This is a genomic window from Bacillus sp. FSL W8-0519, from assembly GCF_038005585.1.
Taxonomy (GTDB): Bacteria; Bacillota; Bacilli; order Bacillales; family Bacillaceae_G; genus Bacillus_A; species Bacillus_A paranthracis.
Window position 1 is genome coordinate 170,440 of sequence record NZ_JBBOTL010000002.1, and the last position, 19,671, is coordinate 190,110.

Below are 19,671 nucleotides of genomic sequence, written 5' to 3' on the forward strand. Positions count from 1 at the left end.
TCCTTTCTTGTTAAGCTGTTACAGAGGTGAGCATGTTTTTCTGTATGAATCCAATTCGCATAAAATTTACGAAATATACAAATATTACATGATTTACACCCGAAATTTATTATACTAATTACTCTATTCTAAATCAACAAATTTTATAGAATTATTTAAAAATTTAAATAAGCAGGTCGAAAAACGACGTCAATAATATCCTGACCGCTGAAAAACGCAAAAAAAAATTAAAAATATTTATAATATAGAATTACGTCAAGTGGCGCAACATAAGAGAATTGAATATAAGTGTTCCACCACATCGCTATCAAGATAATAAAAAGATATGCCCCCCTAAAACGCTATTCTTTCTTTAGGGTCATAGGAAAGGACGGCGTTTTCATGTCTGTTTCTGCGCCTGGTGAATTAAAACTATTTGTTCAAGAGATTCAAAGTTTTTTATCTCCAAATATCTTACGGAATCTTGCTAGAGATGTTGGTTTTGTACAACGAACCAGTAAGTACCAAGCAAAAGATTTAATAGCTTTATTTGTATGGGGGAGCCAAAATGTCTCTAAAATCTCTTTAACTCAATTATCTAGCTGTTTAGAAGCATCAACAGCAGTACTTATCAGTCCGGAAGGACTGAATCAACGATTTAATAAAGTGGCCGTCCAACTTTTATAACACCTACTAGCCAAACTATTAAGCAAAAAAATTGGCCGCATCTATGTCGATTCCTTCTCCAAACACTCCTGTTTTCAAGCGTATTCGTATTTTAGATTCAACTGTATTTCAACTCCCGGATGTAGATTCACCGATTTATCCAGTTGCAGGAGGATGCAGCCATACAGCCAGGATAAAAATTCAACTTGAATATGATTTGTTAAGTGGACAGTTCCTACATATTCATACAGTTTCAGATAAAGAACATGATTGCACTTACGGCTCTCTGTGTGCCCCAACTGTGACGGAGAATGATTTATGTATCCGATATTTAGGGTATTTTCATTTAAAGACCCTTCAATATATACAAGATAAAGAGTCCTACTATATCTCTCATATCAAGTCGAATACACTTATTTATCAAAAAAATCCTAACTCTAATTATTTTCAAGATGGAAGAATTAAGAAGGGTCCAGAGTATATACAGATAGATATGGAGACGGTAATGAACTCTCTTCAACCAGGACAAGCATGTGAAATAGCTGATGCTTATGCAGATATGATTGATAAAGTGCAAGCTCGTGTAATTGTTCATCGATTAACAAAACAATAGCAACAAAAAAGATTACAAGATCAAGCAGTAAAAGAAAGGAATGAAGTATTTTAAAATGTCCCCTATAGAATAGACACTTAAAAAAAGTCTATTCTATAGGGTATTTCTTGTATAATGAGAGAAAAATGCGAATCGGAGAAATTTCAAAATGACATTGGCTGGTCAATTTCAAGTTGTTTATAATTTGAAGCGTATTCGTAGGATTATGAAGAAATACGGGATTATTTGTCCTATTCGTAAAGCAAATCCTTACAAAAGAATGATGAAAACGACGAAAGAACATTTTGTGGTACCAAATCACTTAAATCGAGCATTCAGACAAGGAGTACCAGGAAAAGCCTTTCTTACAGATACCACATATCTGTTTTATGGTAAGAATCAGAAAGGATATTTATCTAACATTTTAGACAAGCCTACTAATGAAATTTTGGCTCATCACGTTTCAGAACGACTTACACTAGATTTCGCAATGGCGACTCTTCACTAACTCAAGAAGAATAAGAGAGTTTGATTCACTAAAGATGCCTATATCTATTCTGATCAAGGCGCTCATTACAAAATTCCTACTTATTAAAAATCACTCAAAAAATTAAAGCTTGGACAATCTATGTCAAGACGAGGGAACTGTTGGGATAATACCCCTCAAAAATCCTTTTTTGGACACCTTAAAGATGAAGCACACATAAAAACTTGTACCTCTTTTGCCCAGCTAAAACAAAAAATTAAAGCTTATATGAAATACTATAATCAGCATAGGTATCAGTGGAATTTAAAGAAGATGACTCCTGTTGAATACAGAAATCATCTTCTTACGGCTGTCTAACTTTTTTAAATGTCCTCTAAAAAGGGTACTGATTATTCAACGAACGTCTTTTTTTACTTGTAGTAGAACATACACGTTCCCCATTGATTATGAAAGCATACTATATTATTGAGTATGGCTGTTCTGAAAGTTGCACGGGGCGAAACTATTGAACTATTTATTGATCCTTGCGATACAATACTACAACCAATAACTTCATTCTTTGTATTTAAGTTAAATAACCCAAAAACTTTAAGTGGAATTTCATCCGCACACAACACAACTCTAGCAAGAATATTTAAATCATCTGGACTAGTAATTCTTTTTCTTTCAATATCATAAATCTTGTTACTTTCCTTAACCAGTTTTACTGATTGTATCATTATTCGCTTACCCATTATATTTCTCCCCCAAAAGAGCAATTTTTTATTTGCTGCGCACGTTAATATTTACAATTTATATTTGGACCTTTACTCCAAACGCTCTCAAAACATTAATGATATCTTTCGCCTTAAGATGAATTTTGGTATTTGGCTCACAAACACCTAATTCAAAAAGTGTAAATAGTGTATTATCTGCTACATCCTTAACTATGACTTGTTTAGACTTAAGATAGTTTTGAAAATGTTGTAGCTGATTTAATGTAAGAATTATAGGTACTTTTGAGACATTTGATTTTTCATCAACGAAGTATATTTTTAAAATCGTGTCTCCAACACTCAACTCCTCAGTTATTCGAAAATCATCTTTAGCTTTACACTTTTTTTCTTTTTCAAGATTTTCAAATACCCGATCTAAATGACTTAAAAGTACACTTTTTTCCTTAGAAACAACGTTCATATTAATTCCCCTCTCACTTTTTATAATTTGTAATTCTTTAAATCACAATTGATTATCCAAACATTGGATAGTACTTGTTTCTTCCCCCTATTCATTTTTCCTAATTCCATTCCCGAAACACAAAAAGCCTTTCAGGATTACATCGTTATTAGACATGCGAACAAAATGTACGCAATGCGTTAATAATGAGTAAACCCGAAAGGCTTAGATTAGTTATGGATTAGAAAAATATAAAAAAGATATGTTACCATTATATAGTAAATTGAATTTTCAAACAATAATTTTCAATAGAATCATTTAATCATAAGGTATCATTTTCATATTTTCCTTAATTGTCGACTTAACAATCAGATCTTGACCTACAATTAAACATGGATACTTTAATGAATTGCTCTTCATATATAGTTGATTCTTGTTCTTGAGTATAATTTTCGCATTATATACGGAGGCTTCTATACATTCAGCTTCTTCATTACGATTATTAAATGCGTCACTTGCATGGTCCGTTATGATTATTTTTCTTTTTTTGTTAAAGATAATCACGCGCTTTTTTTTCAATTTCTTCAACCAATTTAATTGAAAGGTCATAATTAAAATCGTCTATGACTGTACCCATGGCCATTACAAATGGTACAATTCCCTTTTTCTTAATAACATTATCAATTTTCTTCTCTGCATCCTTTGAAATAATACCAACCCTTTGTGCAATCATATCTTTAATTTCTTGTATATCTGTTTGATCTTGTGTTTTCCCCGTATATTTTTGTTCAATTTTTAAATGTAAGGTTGAGAATGCCAGACTATCCTGAGTAACATCTATTATTTTAACATCTTCAATTATATCTCCAATTTGCAAGTAATCTTCAATACGTTTAACATACATATTTTGAAACTTTGTAATATGCAATAAACCTTTCCCTTTATTTTCATCTTGAATTTGCACAAAAACTCCATATTTCACTACATTTTCAACCTTAACTGTAACTGTTGTATTTTTCTTATACAAATCAGTGTAAGCTTTCGGCAACAAAGTTGTTTCTTCTATATATATCTAGCGATGTTCTTATCTAGCGTACCCTTATTTGACACATATCCTCACTCCTTTATATAGACAAATAATAAAGTGTGTTAAAGATTATAAAGGTGTTATAACTGATTAACTAATTAAAACCTTGGATAATACCTTTATTATGACAAATCACTTTATTAAACAAATATATATATCAAATATCATTTTCTTCTACACTTCTTATTAATCCTTTAAAAGAATACCTACTAAACTAATAATGGGTAACTGTTACGATTTCTGTAAACTCCTCTTCACCATATATCAGAACTTTATAGTAATGATACTTCTTTCTGTAATACCCTACAGTAAACAACGCTGCTACTGTTAAAACTAAAAAAGAACCGTTAAGAGTTGCTGTAAACATATCTATAAAGCCTTTTATAAGTAGTGCATCTAAAGCCATTAAAACCATTACAGACACAATTAACTTATATTTGTATCTTACAAATAATTTTTGACATCGATTTGTATCGAACATTTTTAACAGCTCCATCTCCTTTATTACTCTGTACAGACCCTTACCCGCTTTGCTTTTAACTACAAAAAGCTGCTTCAGCATATTTACCTGAAGCAGCTCTTGTTATCTCAAAAATGGTAATGGTGCTTGCTGAATTCCGTTTTGAGTTGAGATATAAAAAGATTTTGCGAATCCCTCACTGTGAATGCATTCGTCTATTAAAAGCATTATTGGAATCTTTCGTAAGTCTAACATTAGCTCCTTTCTAACATGTTCTGCTAAAGCAAGATTAGATATTGATAATATAAAAATTCCTGGTAAACTCTTCGTATTTTCGAAATTCAATAAATTATTTGGTCCATTTTGAATTTGCTCTTCCCAAATTTTCAATCGTGATTTTAAATGTTGTGCATACCGCTGACCTTGTTGTACCCTTTCAAATATGAAGTTTTGATTTCCAATCGGAGTTTTAACTTCTCCAACAGCAATTGGATTATAACCAGTACCAGTACCAGTACCAGTACCTTGTAACTTCGGATACCAGCACCAGTTTTTTAATAATTGTTGGCCTATTGCAAACTCATATTTTATTTGATTCATAGTGACAAATCTTTGTACCCCCGCTACTCCAAGTTTTAACCACTGTTCTGGCTTCAAAGAATAGTTTGTGTTGCGATTATGGTAAGCCCACATCATTAAATGACCAGCAGTATTTAATGTAATTGGAGCAGAAGTTTTGGGTTGATCCGGAAATAGCCCAGATTTTATCTCCCATCGACTAACAAATCCATACAGTACCAGTTTTTTCAACGATTCTGAAACCTGTGACCTACTAATTTTAGATTCCACAAAATTTTTGATTTGTGCTTCAGTAATAGCTAATGAATCCCAAATAAGCTTTAGTATTAAATTATCTTTTTCATTTATAAAACCTGAATTAATCCTGTCATAAATACTACGTAAATCTGTGAGTGGTTTGAATTTATCTGGAAGAATTGGTCCCCCTTGCAAAGAGGGGTCATCCCAAAGTGATAAAGATTGGTCCCTATTAAGCCAATATTGAACCGCCTTTCCATTCTCTTGTACGGAAACCTGCGGCGCACTCATTAGTTATATAAAAACGCCGTTGGGTCGTTAACTTTTTTGCGTCCAAAAGGAAACTTGAAGATAACCCCCGACCCTCTCTCTTTTTCTACATCCACATGCACAATTCTCATACTAACTACTTCATCCAATACTGGCTGTTCGATTGTTTTAGGGACAATTCCTTTAATTGTGCAGCCTTGGTCCAATTCAACAAAAACTCCAAAACGCGGGTCAACATTTACTACCCTTCCAACGATTGTATCTCCTTCAGCTAATTCAGCTAATAACTGATAAGGGTTTTCCACTGCTGCTTTTCTAGAAACGTGGATTAATCGTTGCTCTGGATTAAATTGCAGAACCTTAACTGGGATGCGTTCACCAATAGGGGCATAACGATCCACAGCATTTTTATACACTCTTCCATAGTTTAGTTCATGTAATTTCATGAAGCATTCGGCACCATTGATGCGTAAGAATATAGTTGGAACCTGAGCATTCATATTGTATCCAGTTACTTCTGCTTCGTAGGTTGGCTCTTGCAGTCTTTCATCTTGCTCCAATTCTATTAACTCACGAATTAAAGCATCTGCCGATCTTCTACTTGCTTCTTTTACTGATACTTGAACTTTATTTACATCCAGTTCATCAGACATTTGAGTAATTACTACGTTAAAAATATTACCTGTGAATTGTGTAATACTTCTAAAAGAATAATCAGAGAAGTCCTCTTTTTTACAAATACCTATAATCTTACCGTTTTCAAGGGCAAATTCAGCATATTCAGTATCTGGATCGTCTTTATCATGTCTTTTAACCGTTCTCAATACTGCCTGAATTGGCTCTTTATATCTACGTAGTGCCTGTAGCTTTTCATAAGTTTTTGAATCCATAAAAATATCTCCTCTCCCTCGTTCAATATTTATAAAATTCAAAAATAATACTTCTACTTGAATTATTGGTACTTTTAACTGAGAAACTAAGTTTTTTAGAAATATTTTCTAAAATTTTTATTTGTTCTTTATACTAAGCCTGCTACTAACCTTATTTATTAGAATTATTGTTAAAATAGTTATATATTTAATGAATTAAATTCTTGCAAAAAAATATGTATATACTGAAAATGATTAACTATTTTTGCTTTGAATTTTGGTGCGAGGGGGAAAAAAGATGCATAAACTGCTTACCGGAATAAGAATATTAGAAAAAGAAACAGAAGAAGGATCTCTTTAATTCGTATTACCTTCCGATGCATTTCACAAATACGTAGGACTTTGGGGTTATCTAATCAGGCCCGGGGAATTTCATCAACCTGTTAAATGGATAAATACTTATAAAATGCATTCATTGGATTCTTATGTATTACTAGATAAATTTAACCCTAACGAATATGAATACATAATTTTTGAAGAGTTTGGTTGAGCTAAGCAGTTAGATCAAATATTGGCTTCTCATGGAATACATATAAATAATAGCTTTGAAGAATTTTTGACTTTAGAAGAAATACCCACAGATGCTGTAAAAGAAGTGAAAGATTGTTTAATTAAAAATGAGTGTATGAACGTTTATCCAGAGGATTTCCCTATTGTAGATGGGTCTGAATATGGATTCGCAGGTGAAAAGAAAAAATTCATTATTGAAAAAGAAGAGCATTATGATGATATTACTTTGTATGATCAAACTCATTACTTTTTTGATCAGTACATTGTAGAATCATACAAAAAAACAGTTAATGGGCAACAAACATACTTATACAAAACAAATTACGATGAGTGATATCAATTTTATACCTTAGATACAAGTGATAAGTGCTGGTTATTGAAAGAAGTCTTTCAATAAGAATTAGAAAGTCTGCCACTCTCTTCATACAAAAAAATATTAACCGAAAAAAGAGAGATTCCAAAAGAAGAGCTTAATAATGAATTAGAAATAAAGAAATTATTTGATCCTGATACAGAATGTGATTTTTATTACCCTGATATGGTTTTAAAATAAAGTTTGATCCAAAACACCTCACAAATCGTATTTTACAGTAAATGAGAAGAAATCCATTTTTAAAAAAGTTTGATCAAAATGGATTCCTCTTTAACATATTTAAGTTTCGGTTTTATAAAAAAGTTTGATCACTTTTCACCTTAGATATTAAAAACTTCTTTAGAAATTATTTCGCTAAAATACGCATTAACACTTCCACATCCGGCAACCCATACTCTTCCTCCTCCTGTTCCTGAGTGAGAAGACTGATGACGATGGTAAAATACCAGGTAAGCAGCTTCCGTGGTTCTCCTGAGGAAAACTCACCAGATTTTTGTCCTTTAATAAAGACTGGAACAAGCAAATCAGTTAGACCATTAGTAGGAATATTTTCAAAAATCCGGGTGACCTTTTCTGGAACGTCATCATCCTTACGAGCCCGTTCTATGAGCATAAAGGCGTATTTATTATTTTCATCAAGCATGTTTTCAGTTAAACTTTTAATTTGTTCAAAGGGTGTTCCAGGCAAATGCTGAACATGCTCTAGTTCCCTTCTCGCTTCTTCTATCAATTCTTGTATGAGTGTAATAAACAATTCTTTTTTTGATTTGAAATAGCGGTAAATTAGTCCTTCGCTAATACTAGCTTCCTTAGCAATCAAGCTCATTTTTGTTCCTGTGTACCCTCGGCGGGCAAACACTTTAAGTGCTGCTTGCTTTATCCCCTCCCTGCGTTCATCACGGATTTGATCAAGTTTCTGTCTGTTTAATGGAGACAATCATTCCAACCTCCGAATCTTTGAAAAATGTTATATTTATTGTACCATCAAACTGGTAAATTTATCATTTCTACTATTAGGAGATAGACGTGGGTGCTAGTGAACGCACTCTTCCAATCAACTCCTCAAGAAACTGATCGGCACGGGCAAAACAAGCAAGATGACCGGCGTTCTTGATTAGAACAAATTCCTTGTAGGGAGCTTCAATCTCTTCGTAATATGCTTTAGCCAGCTCAGTAGGTGTTAAAATGTCTTTATCTCCTTGAAAGATAAAGACTGGCACCTCAAACTGCAGTCCGATTTCTTTTAAGTCAAAAGCCATTAATTCATCAAATAGCTGGTCAAGGGAAAATTTCATGCCTTTAAAGATATCTATCATATCTTTAATTTTGTGTTCCGGGGATGAGAGCATTGAAGGCAAAATTAGATCCGTAATCATATTGGGAACATCCGTTATAGCTTTAACTCTCAATCGATTCATCATGTCGTAGTCTTTACGACTCCACTGGGATATATCCGGCCCCATTTTTTCAAGTAATTGAACACCCTTGGTATTACCTGCTGTACGAAGAGCATTGACTGTTAACTTGTATAAAAGATCTTGTCTTTGTGGATCTGAGGCATTCTGATCTGTGCCGACATAGGCATAAAAAAGATCTGGTCGAAGTTTTGCCATCATGATACCAATCAGGCTACCCACAGAGCTTCCAATGAGAATTACTTTTCGGTGACCGAGTTTATCACGTAAGTATTCCGCTACCTCTACCCCATCCTGCGCGCGACGATTAAAAGTGACAGTTCCGCTGCCTTCTTTACCGTTCTTTCCAAAAGTCTTTCCTGCTCCTCGCTGATCCCACTGAACGATAACAAAATGCTTCTCCCATGATCGCAACAGCGGACTGAAGATGGAATAGGTTGAAGCCGGACCACCATGAATCAATAACAAAACGGGGTTGTTCCGATTTTCTCCACGAATCGTGATCCACTGATCGATACCGCCAATTTTAACGTAATAACCTTCTATTATGCTGTTTGGTGTGTTGATTTGAAGTTCTTTGGCATTCTTGCTCTGATTACGCTTCCGCAAAACGATTTCCCTTAGGATATTTGTTTGGCTCATTTGAACATGCCCTCTTCCCTCTTTTAATGAGTGAGCGACTCACTCATTATCATATTGAGGTATTTTATGGGAATAGTCAATAATTAATTCCCATAAAAATATCTGATTAGATTTCTTTATAGATTCTTCATCACAGAAAATTTAATTCAACATCATCCTTGTATGTTAGTACCCTTACTCCATTAAATAGCCTCATTATTGAGCAAGAAAAATCCTTATAGCTCAGTTGAGATTTTATATTTTTAAATAAACTTCCTGCTTTTTAACTAACTTGTTAATCTTATCCCACAATCTAACCCTTTAATGGAACAACTTTATGTCACTTAAGAGTTCCTTAATCCTTCTTTTATTCATGTGTTTTTTTTGTTATAAAAACACCACTTCATATAAAAATATCCAAAAGAGTAAAGAGTCGTAATTTTTTTATAAACTTCGTGACTTTATTTCAAATACACGTTCAGAACAATCTATCAGATGTTATTTACATGATCGAAGAGATAAAGCACCCATACATTAGTAAATCAGGTCACGACGCTATTTTAAGTGTACAAAAGCCCAAAAAGGCCCCTCTCATTAAAAATGAAAAGAGGCACTTTTTCTAGTACTCTACATGTTAAGTATGTACTAATCTTACGGCATTTGATCCCTTAAATCAGCTAGTGGAATAACCTTGTCAACAAGCCATAACTTCTTATTTCCATCATAAATTAAATTGATTTGCATCAATGACATATTTTCAGACGATACACCATTGATAATCATTTTACTTTTAACCTTAGCAAGTACGTTGGCTTTGGTAGTATCTATGAAAGCATAGTATAATTCGCCACCAATGTACTCTGATTTAAAAGCTAACTTTTTCTTATCTTTTTCCTCTGCAGTACTTGAAGCAGGTGGATTTGGTGCACCAGGAGGTGTCAATTCCTTCTTCGCATTTGGAGTTATATACGCTTCAACGTTTGTAATATATGATTCTCCTTTACCAGTATCATATGTTCGAAATGCTTTCAAAAATCTCTCAGCTGCTTCCTTTACCTGTTGTTGGTTATTACTCTTTAAAGCTTGCAATTCTTTCTCCGTATCCTTATATTGTGATTCTACTTTTTGTATTTTCTTAGACAGCTTTGCCTTTTCATCTTTAAGTTGGGCATTATCTGCATTTATTTTAAAATTTAATCCTATGCTACCTATAAGCAATACGATTAATAAAATTGTCGTTTTTTTCATTTCACCCCTCCTATCTTGCCACCTTACCATAACCCGCAAAATGCTGCTGCCAATACGGTGTATTTAAATCTGCATAACCAATTGGATCTCCTGCATGGAACATACGATTGTTACCAACATAAATTCCAATATGTGAAATACCTGGTTTATACGTACCTTGGAAAAATATTAAATCACCTGGTTGTGGATCATTGGTTCGCTGTGTCATTTTAAATTGTGTTTCTGCAGTACCGACTAAATTAATACCTGCTTGCCCATATACCCACTGAATGAGTCCACTACAATCAAATGATGATTGTGGTGTTCTTCCTCCCCAAACGTAAGGCCACCCCTGATATTTAATGGCTTCATCCATTACCTTTTTAAATAATTCATCTCCGCCGGCTACTGCTCCACCACCACTACCACCTTGATAATATCTTAGTACATGCGGAACATAGTCTGGATCACCATAACACCAATTATTGGCTACTGCTTCTGCACTTCGCCAAGAAGCACATTTATAACCAGTTTTTGCTGTCTGTTCTGCTGAAAATGCTCTTGCATTCGCATGTGTATATCCACCGTTAGAAAGTGCATAGTTTGCATAACCAGTACCATAGTTATAACACTGTAGTGTAATATTCGGATCGCCGTTGGATTTTTTATGACAATCAGCAAAATGCATTAAACCATATTTAATACTTTCTTCTGGATCTGTAAAATACCCTGGACCATATCCTTGTGATTCCGAACTTTGCATTACATCCAATTGAGTCCCAGAACTTTCTTGTTGAATAAGAGCTAGTATTAATGGAGTCATTGCTTCAATTCCATGTTGTGCTGCATACTTTCTCACCAATGGCTCCCATCTCATTACTTCAGGGCTAACACTTGCAGTACCTGGTGTAAAAGGACCACCAATTCCCCCGGGACTAACTTCATCTTCACTCATACTCGCAGTTAATAAAAAAATCACAATGCCTAAACCTGCAACAACAGCCAAAATAACACCGGCTACTATTAATAATGGCTTTGCAACGGCTACTGTAGCTGCCTTCTGTGCTACTTTAACTGCTACTTTCTTACCTACTTGTGCAACTGCTTTACCCGCTATTTTGGATCCTTTTCCAGCCGCCTTTCCTAAAGAATGGCCTGCCTTTTTCAAGGCAGGCTTAGCATTCCCTAGTTCAGCTTCAGGATGATGTTCATTTTCAAAGTCGCGATTTGGTTCCGCACTCAATGTATAAACCCTCCCTCACGAGCTGAATTATTTTGGTTTTATAGTTTCTTTCGCTTTTACATTTTTTAAAGCTTCTTGTTGTGTTTGTGCTTTCGTTTCAACCTTTTTAATTGCAGCCCCTTCTTTTACCTGTTGTTGATTATTCACTTTAGGAACACTTTTAGTTTGTTGTGGATTAACCGGTTTTACTTCTACTTGTTTTTGTGGGGTACCTACATGTGAAGTAGTGACTGGTTTATTCTCACTCGGGTTCGGTTGCGATGGTGTTGTTCCCGCCTGTGGTGTTGTGATCGGTTTGCTCTCCACCGGATTCGCTGGTGTTGGTGTTGTTCCTGACTGTGGTGTTGTGATCGGTTTGCTCTCTAACGGATTCGCTGGTGTTGGTGTTGTTCCTGACTGTGGTGTTGTGATCGGTTTGCTCTCCACCGGATTCGCTGGTGTTGGTGTTGTTCCTGACTGTGGTGTTGTGATCGGTTTGCTCTCCACCGGATTCGCTGGTGTTGGTGTTGTTCCTGACTGTGGTGTTGTGATCGGTTTGCTCTCCACCGGATTCGCTGGTGTTGGTGTTGTTCCTGACTGTGGTGTTGTGATCGGTTTGCTCTCCAACGGATTCGCTGGTGTTGGTGTTGTTCCTGACTGTGGTGTTGTGATTGGTTTGCTCTCTAACGGATTCGCTGGCGATGGTGTTGTTCCTGACTGTGGTGTTGTAACTGGCTTTGTTTGACCTGTTGGTGTTTTAATTGTTGCTACTGGTTTTGCTTCCGCCTTTACATCATCTTGCTTATTCTCAAGTCCACCATTATTTTGATTTGCTACCGGTCTAACATGAGCTTTCACATCTTCTTCTTTATTATTTAGTTCCTCACTTGATTGCGCTACTGGTTTAACATCCGCTTTTACATCTTCTTCTTTATCTTTTATTTCTGCTTGTTGTATTTCAGGATTATTATCTTGTTGTTGCCCTCGTACTGCTAATTCCGGATTTTCTTTTGTTGCGGCTACTTCTTCCTTAACCCTTTCTTGCTCCTGATTTCCTTTTCTATCGCGAACACCTAAATTTTCTTCTTTTTTCATTTGATTAATATTCTTTTCTTTTTCTGCTTGCATTTGCTCTTTTTCCTTACGTTTTCCTTCTCCTACCTTTTCTTTTCTGTCTGCATAGTTTGCTTTCATCTGTTTAAATTTACTATAGCCTGATTTCCCCGCATTACTAGCCACTGCAGCACCAGTTGCTACACCTCTTCCAACTGTCTTAGATCCACGTTTAACATCACGATATTTCTGCCTAATATTACTCATAGCATCTGAAGCTTTTGCTACCCCTGCACTTGCTGGTACTGTAGTAATAGCATCGAAAATAGTTTTACGATATAACCAAACACCTAAGAATGAAAGTACTTGTAATGCGGCAACTACTAAATAACCATACTTATCTGTTGCGCTAAATAAGATTGAAGAAACCCAAAACATTAAAGTTATAAGAAAGCCAATTGCAACTTTCATAAGCAGCGTTCGGAACAATTCAGATAAAAATTTCTTAGCTGTCCCAGTCCATGCAGGTACTAAAGCCATCAATAACATTACTGGTGACATTAGCGCTACAATGATAAACATTAGTTGGTAGAACAACATCGCCATACTACATAAACCTAAGACAACCCATAAAGGTCCGTTGATTAAGAAAAGTAGTAATACTAAAGCTCCACGCTCAAAAGTAGCGTCTAACACCAGAATTTTATTATTTTCATCTTTCACTTCATGTTCTAAAAGTTTTTGCCTTTCATCTGCATTAGTTGTTGTTAACATTTTCTTAATTCTCTCATCACCGATTTTTTTCATATCCGTTGTACCAAACTGCAGTAATGTATACGGTTGTTTTATTAACAAGGTGTGTGTTAAATCAGTAATGGAGTCGACACCACTTAAATATCCTTCACTCGCTCCACTGATACTTTGAGTGGAATCAAGAACAGTTTTATTTACTTGTTCGGAGAAAGTGTTCAGTCCTTTGATAATATAACTTGAGTTTGCGAAAAAACCTAAAGTAAAAACTAAGATCCCTAATGCTTTTAACAACCCTCCTAGCATCTCTGACTGGCGTCGTTGTACAAAACCTACCCAGATAACCCAGCAGGCTAATAAAGCTAACATAAGTCCAATTAATTCACTATATATTCCATTACCCCAAGAACCATTGAATCCTGCTGCTTTAGATATTACATCGCCTAATTTATCTCCTACATCAGCTACAATATTGAGACTCATAGATTGGCCGACCATACTTGTAACAAAAGTACTAACTGCAAGATTAATGGTCCATCCAATACTTACAAGACTAAATAAAACAGCAACCATTTGTTCTTTTACTTTGTCTCCCCATTTCCAAAACTTAAGGGATTCACCAAATCCACCTTCTGGTGTATATATGTCAATTCCATAGCTACTTGGAGGGTATTCTTCATATTTCAATTTTTCTTTATTCTTTGGAATGATATCGTCTATAAGAGAAGGTCTGGGCTCTTCCTCTGCATATACTGGAGCAGCTTTAAAAAGTAAATTAAATGCTAAAAGCAAAGTACAAATTAATAACAATAGGGTAATAAAATTTTTCATTACATGTTACTCCCCCTTTTATCATTTTAGCCAAGAAGACTCCTTCCTCAAGGAACGAGAAGTGAGTAGGTAGGAGATGACTTGGCTTCGGACAAGGGATGGCAGAAAGCCATCTTAATCGTTCGACATACATAAATTGTTACTTCGCTACCTATCGAATGTATGTTTGTCGTATAATAGAACCATATCGAAATGGAGGTGAAATGAATGATGATCAATAAAACATATAAATTCCGTATCTATCCAAATAAATCACAAGCGGCACTAATCAATAAAACGATTGGTTGTTCTCGTTTTGTATTCAATCACTTCCTATCTTTATGGGATCATGCATATAAAGAAACAGGAAAAGGTTTGACATATGGTACATGCTCTGCCAAACTTCCTGCCTTGAAGAAAGAGTTTGTTTGGCTAAAAGAAGTGGATAGTATTGCGATTCAGTCGTCTGTTCGCAACCTTGCGGATGCTTATATACGCTTTTTCAAAAAACAAAACAGTGCCCCGCGTTTCAAATCTAAGAAGAACAACGTACAATCTTACACCACAAAACAAACAAATGAAAACATTGCCATTGTAGGGAACAAAATAAAGTTACCGAAACTAGGCCTTGTTCGATTTGCCAAAAGTCGTGAAGTAGAGGGACGTATTGTAAATGTGACCGTTAGACGGAACCCTTCTGGTAGATACTTTGTGTCATTGTTAATTGAAACAGAAGTGCAAGAACTTCCGAAAACAAACTCTTACATTGGAATGGATGTGGGACTAAAAGAGTTCGCCATTTTATCAAATGGAAAAACCTATAAAAACCCAAAGTTTTTTCGATCATTAGAAGAGAAGTTGGCAAAAGCACAGCGTGTTCTTTCTAGGAGAATGAAAGGATCTTCTCGATGGAATAAACAACGATTAAAAGTAGCTAGAATTTATGAATACATGACGAATGCTAGAAAAGATTACTTGGACAAAATCTCGACTGAAATCATCAAAAACCACGATGTTATCGGTATAGAGGATTTGCAAGTATCGGATATGTTAAAGAATCATAAGTTAGCAAAAGCAATTAGTGAGGTATCATGGTCACAATTTCGAACTATGTTGGAATATAAAGCAAAATGGTATGGCAAACAAGTCATTGTCGTATCCAAAACATTTCCTTCCAGCCAATTATGTTCATGTTGTGGGTATCAAAATAAAGACGTTAAAAATCTAAACCTACGTAAATGGGATTGCCCTTCTTGTCATACACATCATGATAGGGATATTAACGCAAGTATCAATCTAAAGAATGAAGCGATAAGGCTTCTAACCGCAAGGACTGCGGGGTTAGCCTAATAAATTAGCGTTCGATAGAACTCTTTACTTAGGAATCCCCCACTTCTAAACGAAGTGAAAGTGGGGGTAGTTCAAGGGAAACCTATTAATCTTTCGAACTAAACTCATTTGTCGGTTTAGTATTTGCTACTTCATCGATTTCATTTCGATAAGGGGCAGCATAACTCCGTACTTTAAAACCTTTATCTGTTCGAACCACCCTTATCCACTTTATTTCTTTATCAATATTTTTAGGGGGTTTTTTTGATATAAAGTTATACATAATCGTATCCTTATCGACTACATACTCTTTTACTTTATAATCTTTGTAAGACAAATTATTTTTAGGACCTTGATTTTTATCTAATATAGTATCTTTTTCTCCATCCACCACAAGCTTAAGTATTGTTTTATGATCCCTTTGTAAATCAGCTTTTACAAAATCTAGCATTATTTCTCTAGGAGTGTGCCCCTGTTTATCTTTTTCTTCTCCTACATTTGTTTCGCTATTTCCACATGCTGCGCTCAAAATTAGAGCGCCAGCACATAGGCTAGATAGCATTAATTTTTTTAGTTTAGTTTTTAGCATATTAACTCACTCCTACATTTATTTTTTCTCCCCCTTCTTCGACAAAGGTTGCATTAACTTCCTGCTTTTCATCATCATTTGACTTTCTATAATTCTTCCTCGCATTTGGTCTAGTATCAAATGCATCATATAAATCCTTAAACACTACATCCATTGTGACAACACCTGTTCTTCCTTGGATATCTTGGAATAAACATTGTCCTGTTTCTAAATTAGTAATAATTGCATGATTTTCTTCATTATCAGGTAATCCAAAGAAATCTAAGATTGAAGAAATCTCTTTACTGTCGGTATTACGGAATGAGAACTTCATACCGATATTATTCTTAAATGTCTCATCTCCAAGGTCACTTGCACTTTGAGTAGCAAAGTATACTGCTGAGTTTAAGGCACGACCCTCACGAACTAGCTTACGAGCTAACTCTCGCCCTTGAGAAGTTCCCATGATTGCCCATGCTTCATCTAATAGAACAATTTTGAATTTAGTAGGGTCCTTTTGAAAGAATTTTCTTGCAAAAGAAGATAGAGACATCAACATACTAACTGATAAATTTTCCTGTAATGTATAATCTTTTGGATCTTTTTGAATATCTGGCATGTCAAGATGCTGAATTTGTATGATATTTACTGCTGTATCAAGTTCAATATCTCTATTTGTTCCATCACCAAAGATTAAGTGTGCAAATGATAAATTCTCAAATGCTTGAATATGAGCAGCTAATTGTTGATCCACTTTATCATCACTATCTTCAAGGTATTGAGACACAGCTGTTAAGCACGGCTCTTCCATTCCTGCTACGAATTCTACAGCTGAAGCCAAGCGCGGGAATTTCTCCGAGTTATCAGGTTTAATACCTGTAATGAAAGTAAGAATTGTCATAGCTAACTCAATTGCATCTTTTCGGCTATGTTTATGAATGATAAATGGGTCTAGTTTCCCTTCATCTCGTCTATCAGTCCCTAGTGTAATTACATTTACCTTACCTTCTAAGCCGTGTAAATCTTCTGTCCAGTTCCCCCTCTATGATGATAGGTAAGGCTTTGATGTAATCTCCACCTTTTCCCCCACCTCACACCGTACGTGCTAGTTTCCTAGCATACGGCGTTCCATCGTTTCCAACTGACTTTAAAATCAAATTATGTTACTATCGGTTCATTTCCAGCTTTAGTTCTTAGCACATTCAGTTTATCCATTTGTTTCTTGTTAAGTTTAAAAGACCGAAGGTAATGTGTAATCTTATTAAGATTCGTCATGTGAATCAGTTTGTGTATAAACCAATCTACAATTACCAAGTTGTTGTACTTGTCATCCCCACCTTGTTTAATGGGAACAATGTGATGACAATGAACACGTTCAATACCAATTTCCTCACCAGTTACATAACACTTACCATATTGAGCAACGTATTTTGATATCCTATTATCGTTGTACTCAATACTTTTATTCTTCGAATAAGTCCTCATAACTTGGTTGAGAACATCCTTAGGTATTGCCTTAAGATTACTATGTACTTTATTACGCCCCGTTTCCGTATAGTTACAGATAACCTGCGAAAAATTCCACGGGTTTTTATGATGTATTCCTGTAACTGGTAAGAGTGGAGTGTTCTGTACAACGTAAATCTTAGTGTTAGGTTGTATTCCTTTGGTCTTCCTTTTAAAATTCACAGATGTTTCACAGAACTTCATGTGCTTCATATTGTTTCTAAGTCTGGTTCTTATGACTCTTCGCAGAGAGTAATTTACCTCCGTTAAATCCATGTAAATTGTAACCGCATATTTAAAGTAATTTTGTATACCAAGAAGGGTTGAATTAAATTGAGTAACTTTCTCTGAAGTGGGCTCCTTTTGAATTCCTTTGATTCGTTCTTTTAGTTGTCTTTTAGCTTTTGTAATAGCTTTGTCGGACATACTGGTTTTTGCAATATATCCAAATTTAGCTTTACCTTGTTTAACCACTTTGATTTTGAATCCAAGGAAAACTGACGAGTTTTTCTTGAGATTAACCACTTTGGACTTTTTGGGGTTAATTTCTAATCCCAAGCGGGATTTGAGAAAATCAACTGTCGCATGATAAAAGCGTTGTGCTTCATCATAAGTCCGACACATTATTTTGAAGTCATCCGCGTATCTCACTACATAACCACATTTTAGATTCGTGTACTTCCTAGCATATTGTCGAAACCCTAAATGCCGAGTAGAGATTCTGTGAGGTTTGTAGGTTTCCCATTGGCTACTTATCCACCAATCAAGTTCATTTAGAACAATGTTGGAAAGTAAAGGAGAAATAATTCCTCCTTGCGGAGTACCCTTATTGGGAATACCCTCTCCTTCTATCTCAGATTTAAGGATTTTTGAAATAACACATAGAAGTGATTTGTCTTTTATTCCCAAAGTCCACATTTGCCTTAATAGCTTTTTGTGGCATACATTATCAAAGAACCCCTTAATGTCAATATCAACACAGTAGTGTTGGTGACCTATGTTAATAAGACTTACAACTCTACTTAGTGCATGGTGTGTACTTCTGTTCGGTCTAAATCCATAACTATGGTTATGAAACTTAGCTTCACAAATAGGTTCCAATACTTGGAGGATAGATTGTTGTACTAATCTGTCCCAAATTGTTGGAATCCCCAGGGGTCGCTTCTTATCACTGCCCTCTTTTGGGATAAGGACTCTTTTAACTGCTTGTGGTTGATAGTTATTTAATCGTTTTCTAACTTCATGAATAATCTTTGTATCGTTTAGGTGCCAAATATCTTTAATGGTTAAATTGTCAACTCCAGCCGTGTTACTCCCCTTATTAGTTTTGATGTTGCGGTATGCTAATCTAATATTTTCTTCCGAACCGATAATATCAATTAATTTATAGAAATTGTTACCATTAAGGTTATTAGAATATAACTCATCATACTTTCTTTGCATGTCGTAATATTCACTGTGCCTTAGTTTAGTTTTCTTTAACATGGGCTGTAACCTCCCCTTATTTACTGGAGGTTTACATCTCTTTAGTCTTACTCGAAACCATGTCAACCATAAGTAACAGTCAGTTTTCAATCGACTAGTGGCTATCCCTCCACGTTCGTTACACGTTTCATAGGTACTGTGCCACCACTTTCACTGTCATAAACCTAGGTTATACAATTTACAATTGTTTTCCCTAGAACCACTTCATCGGAAGCAAGCCCTCAGTGTTGACAGCTTACCACGTTCCGTCATTCCTATCTGTGCATATACCGTTAGGTTTCTCCTATGAGCCTGCTACCTTGATATTGCCTGTAACAATATATGGACTTTCATAAAGGCGAGTTTTACTCATCCACAGTAG

At 35.2% G+C, this 19,671-nt stretch carries 15 protein-coding genes and 3 pseudogenes; 4 read left to right on the forward strand and 14 right to left on the reverse strand.

The annotated features are described in order from the left end of the window. Positions 1–381 precede the first annotated feature (381 nt). Both NST14_RS28870 and NST14_RS28875 read left to right on the forward strand, forming a co-directional pair. Positions 382–1,255 (forward strand): annotated as a pseudogene (locus NST14_RS28870) (IS4 family transposase); the annotation flags it as partial. Positions 1,256–1,394: 139 nt separating this feature from the next. Beyond that, positions 1,395–2,081: pseudogene (locus tag NST14_RS28875) on the forward strand (IS3 family transposase); the annotation flags it as partial. A 53-nt stretch (positions 2,082–2,134) separates the two neighbouring features. Here the strand turns inward: NST14_RS28875 and NST14_RS28880 are convergent. The 6 genes from NST14_RS28880 to NST14_RS28905 all read right to left on the reverse strand — a co-directional run bounded on the left by NST14_RS28880 (position 2,135) and on the right by NST14_RS28905 (position 6,402). Next, positions 2,135–2,458: a JAB domain-containing protein gene (locus NST14_RS28880; RefSeq protein WP_000518042.1), complete on the reverse strand. Its 324-nt coding sequence runs from the start codon at positions 2,456–2,458 to the stop codon at positions 2,135–2,137. A gap of 58 nt (positions 2,459–2,516) precedes the next feature. Next, positions 2,517–2,900, reverse strand: a complete 384-nt coding sequence (locus NST14_RS28885) for a hypothetical protein (RefSeq protein WP_001103657.1) — start codon at positions 2,898–2,900, stop codon at positions 2,517–2,519. 529 nt (positions 2,901–3,429) lie between these two features. Next, a complete protein-coding gene (locus tag NST14_RS28890; RefSeq protein WP_000937006.1) occupies positions 3,430–3,930 on the reverse strand; it encodes a S1 RNA-binding domain-containing protein in 501 nt (166 codons plus the stop codon). A 250-nt stretch (positions 3,931–4,180) separates the two neighbouring features. Beyond that, on the reverse strand, positions 4,181–4,447 hold the full coding sequence (locus tag NST14_RS28895; RefSeq protein ID WP_002170375.1) for a hypothetical protein: 267 nt from the start codon (positions 4,445–4,447) through the stop codon (positions 4,181–4,183). Between the two features lie 102 nt (positions 4,448–4,549). Beyond that, positions 4,550–5,533, reverse strand: a complete 984-nt coding sequence (locus tag NST14_RS28900; protein WP_001275784.1) for a hypothetical protein — start codon at positions 5,531–5,533, stop codon at positions 4,550–4,552. Further along, positions 5,533–6,402, reverse strand: a complete 870-nt coding sequence (locus NST14_RS28905) for a hypothetical protein (RefSeq protein ID WP_000377604.1) — start codon at positions 6,400–6,402, stop codon at positions 5,533–5,535. The genes NST14_RS28900 and NST14_RS28905 overlap by 1 nt, the downstream gene beginning before the upstream one ends. Positions 6,403–6,952: 550 nt before the next feature. Here NST14_RS28905 and NST14_RS28910 point away from each other — a divergent pair. Further along, positions 6,953–7,285, forward strand: coding sequence for a hypothetical protein (locus NST14_RS28910; protein WP_000146398.1), 333 nt, complete (start codon positions 6,953–6,955; stop codon positions 7,283–7,285). A 385-nt stretch (positions 7,286–7,670) separates the two neighbouring features. Here the strand turns inward: NST14_RS28910 and NST14_RS28915 are convergent, their stop codons facing one another. The 5 genes from NST14_RS28915 to NST14_RS28935 form a co-directional block, all read right to left on the reverse strand. Next, a complete protein-coding gene (locus tag NST14_RS28915; RefSeq protein ID WP_000074750.1) occupies positions 7,671–8,261 on the reverse strand; it encodes a TetR/AcrR family transcriptional regulator in 591 nt (196 codons plus the stop codon). Between the two features lie 76 nt (positions 8,262–8,337). Continuing rightward, positions 8,338–9,381 carry an alpha/beta fold hydrolase gene (locus NST14_RS28920; protein ID WP_000084204.1) on the reverse strand — a complete coding sequence of 348 codons (1,044 nt, stop codon included), beginning with the start codon at positions 9,379–9,381 and terminating at the stop codon, positions 8,338–8,340. Positions 9,382–10,011: 630 nt separating this feature from the next. Further along, the gene (locus NST14_RS28925) at positions 10,012–10,608 is read right to left on the reverse strand and encodes a hypothetical protein (RefSeq protein ID WP_000753850.1); all 597 of its coding nucleotides are present in this window, start codon (positions 10,606–10,608) and stop codon (positions 10,012–10,014) included. Positions 10,609–10,618: 10 nt separating this feature from the next. Further along, complete coding sequence (locus NST14_RS28930) at positions 10,619–11,830, reverse strand: bifunctional lytic transglycosylase/C40 family peptidase (protein ID WP_062821228.1); 1,212 nt, start codon at positions 11,828–11,830, stop codon at positions 10,619–10,621. Positions 11,831–11,857: 27 nt separating this feature from the next. Further along, complete coding sequence (locus NST14_RS28935) at positions 11,858–14,443, reverse strand: CD3337/EF1877 family mobilome membrane protein (protein ID WP_341119470.1); 2,586 nt, start codon at positions 14,441–14,443, stop codon at positions 11,858–11,860. Positions 14,444–14,650: 207 nt separating this feature from the next. On the opposite strand from NST14_RS28935, the gene tnpB reads away from it, so the two are divergent. Then, a complete protein-coding gene (gene tnpB / locus NST14_RS28940) occupies positions 14,651–15,772 on the forward strand; it encodes an IS200/IS605 family element RNA-guided endonuclease TnpB (RefSeq protein WP_000973323.1) in 1,122 nt (373 codons plus the stop codon). A gap of 85 nt (positions 15,773–15,857) precedes the next feature. Here tnpB and NST14_RS28945 read toward each other — a convergent pair whose 3' ends face one another. The 3 genes and pseudogenes from NST14_RS28945 to ltrA all read right to left on the reverse strand — a co-directional run bounded on the left by NST14_RS28945 (position 15,858) and on the right by ltrA (position 19,310). Next, positions 15,858–16,340 carry a hypothetical protein gene (locus NST14_RS28945; protein WP_000920905.1) on the reverse strand — a complete coding sequence of 161 codons (483 nt, stop codon included), beginning with the start codon at positions 16,338–16,340 and terminating at the stop codon, positions 15,858–15,860. A gap of 1 nt (position 16,341) precedes the next feature. Next, a pseudogene (locus tag NST14_RS28950) lies at positions 16,342–17,361 on the reverse strand (ATP-binding protein); the annotation flags it as partial. 116 nt (positions 17,362–17,477) lie between these two features. After that, entirely contained in the window at positions 17,478–19,310 is a 1,833-nt protein-coding gene (gene ltrA / locus NST14_RS28955; RefSeq protein WP_016117798.1) for a group II intron reverse transcriptase/maturase, read from the reverse strand. Positions 19,311–19,671 lie beyond the last annotated feature (361 nt).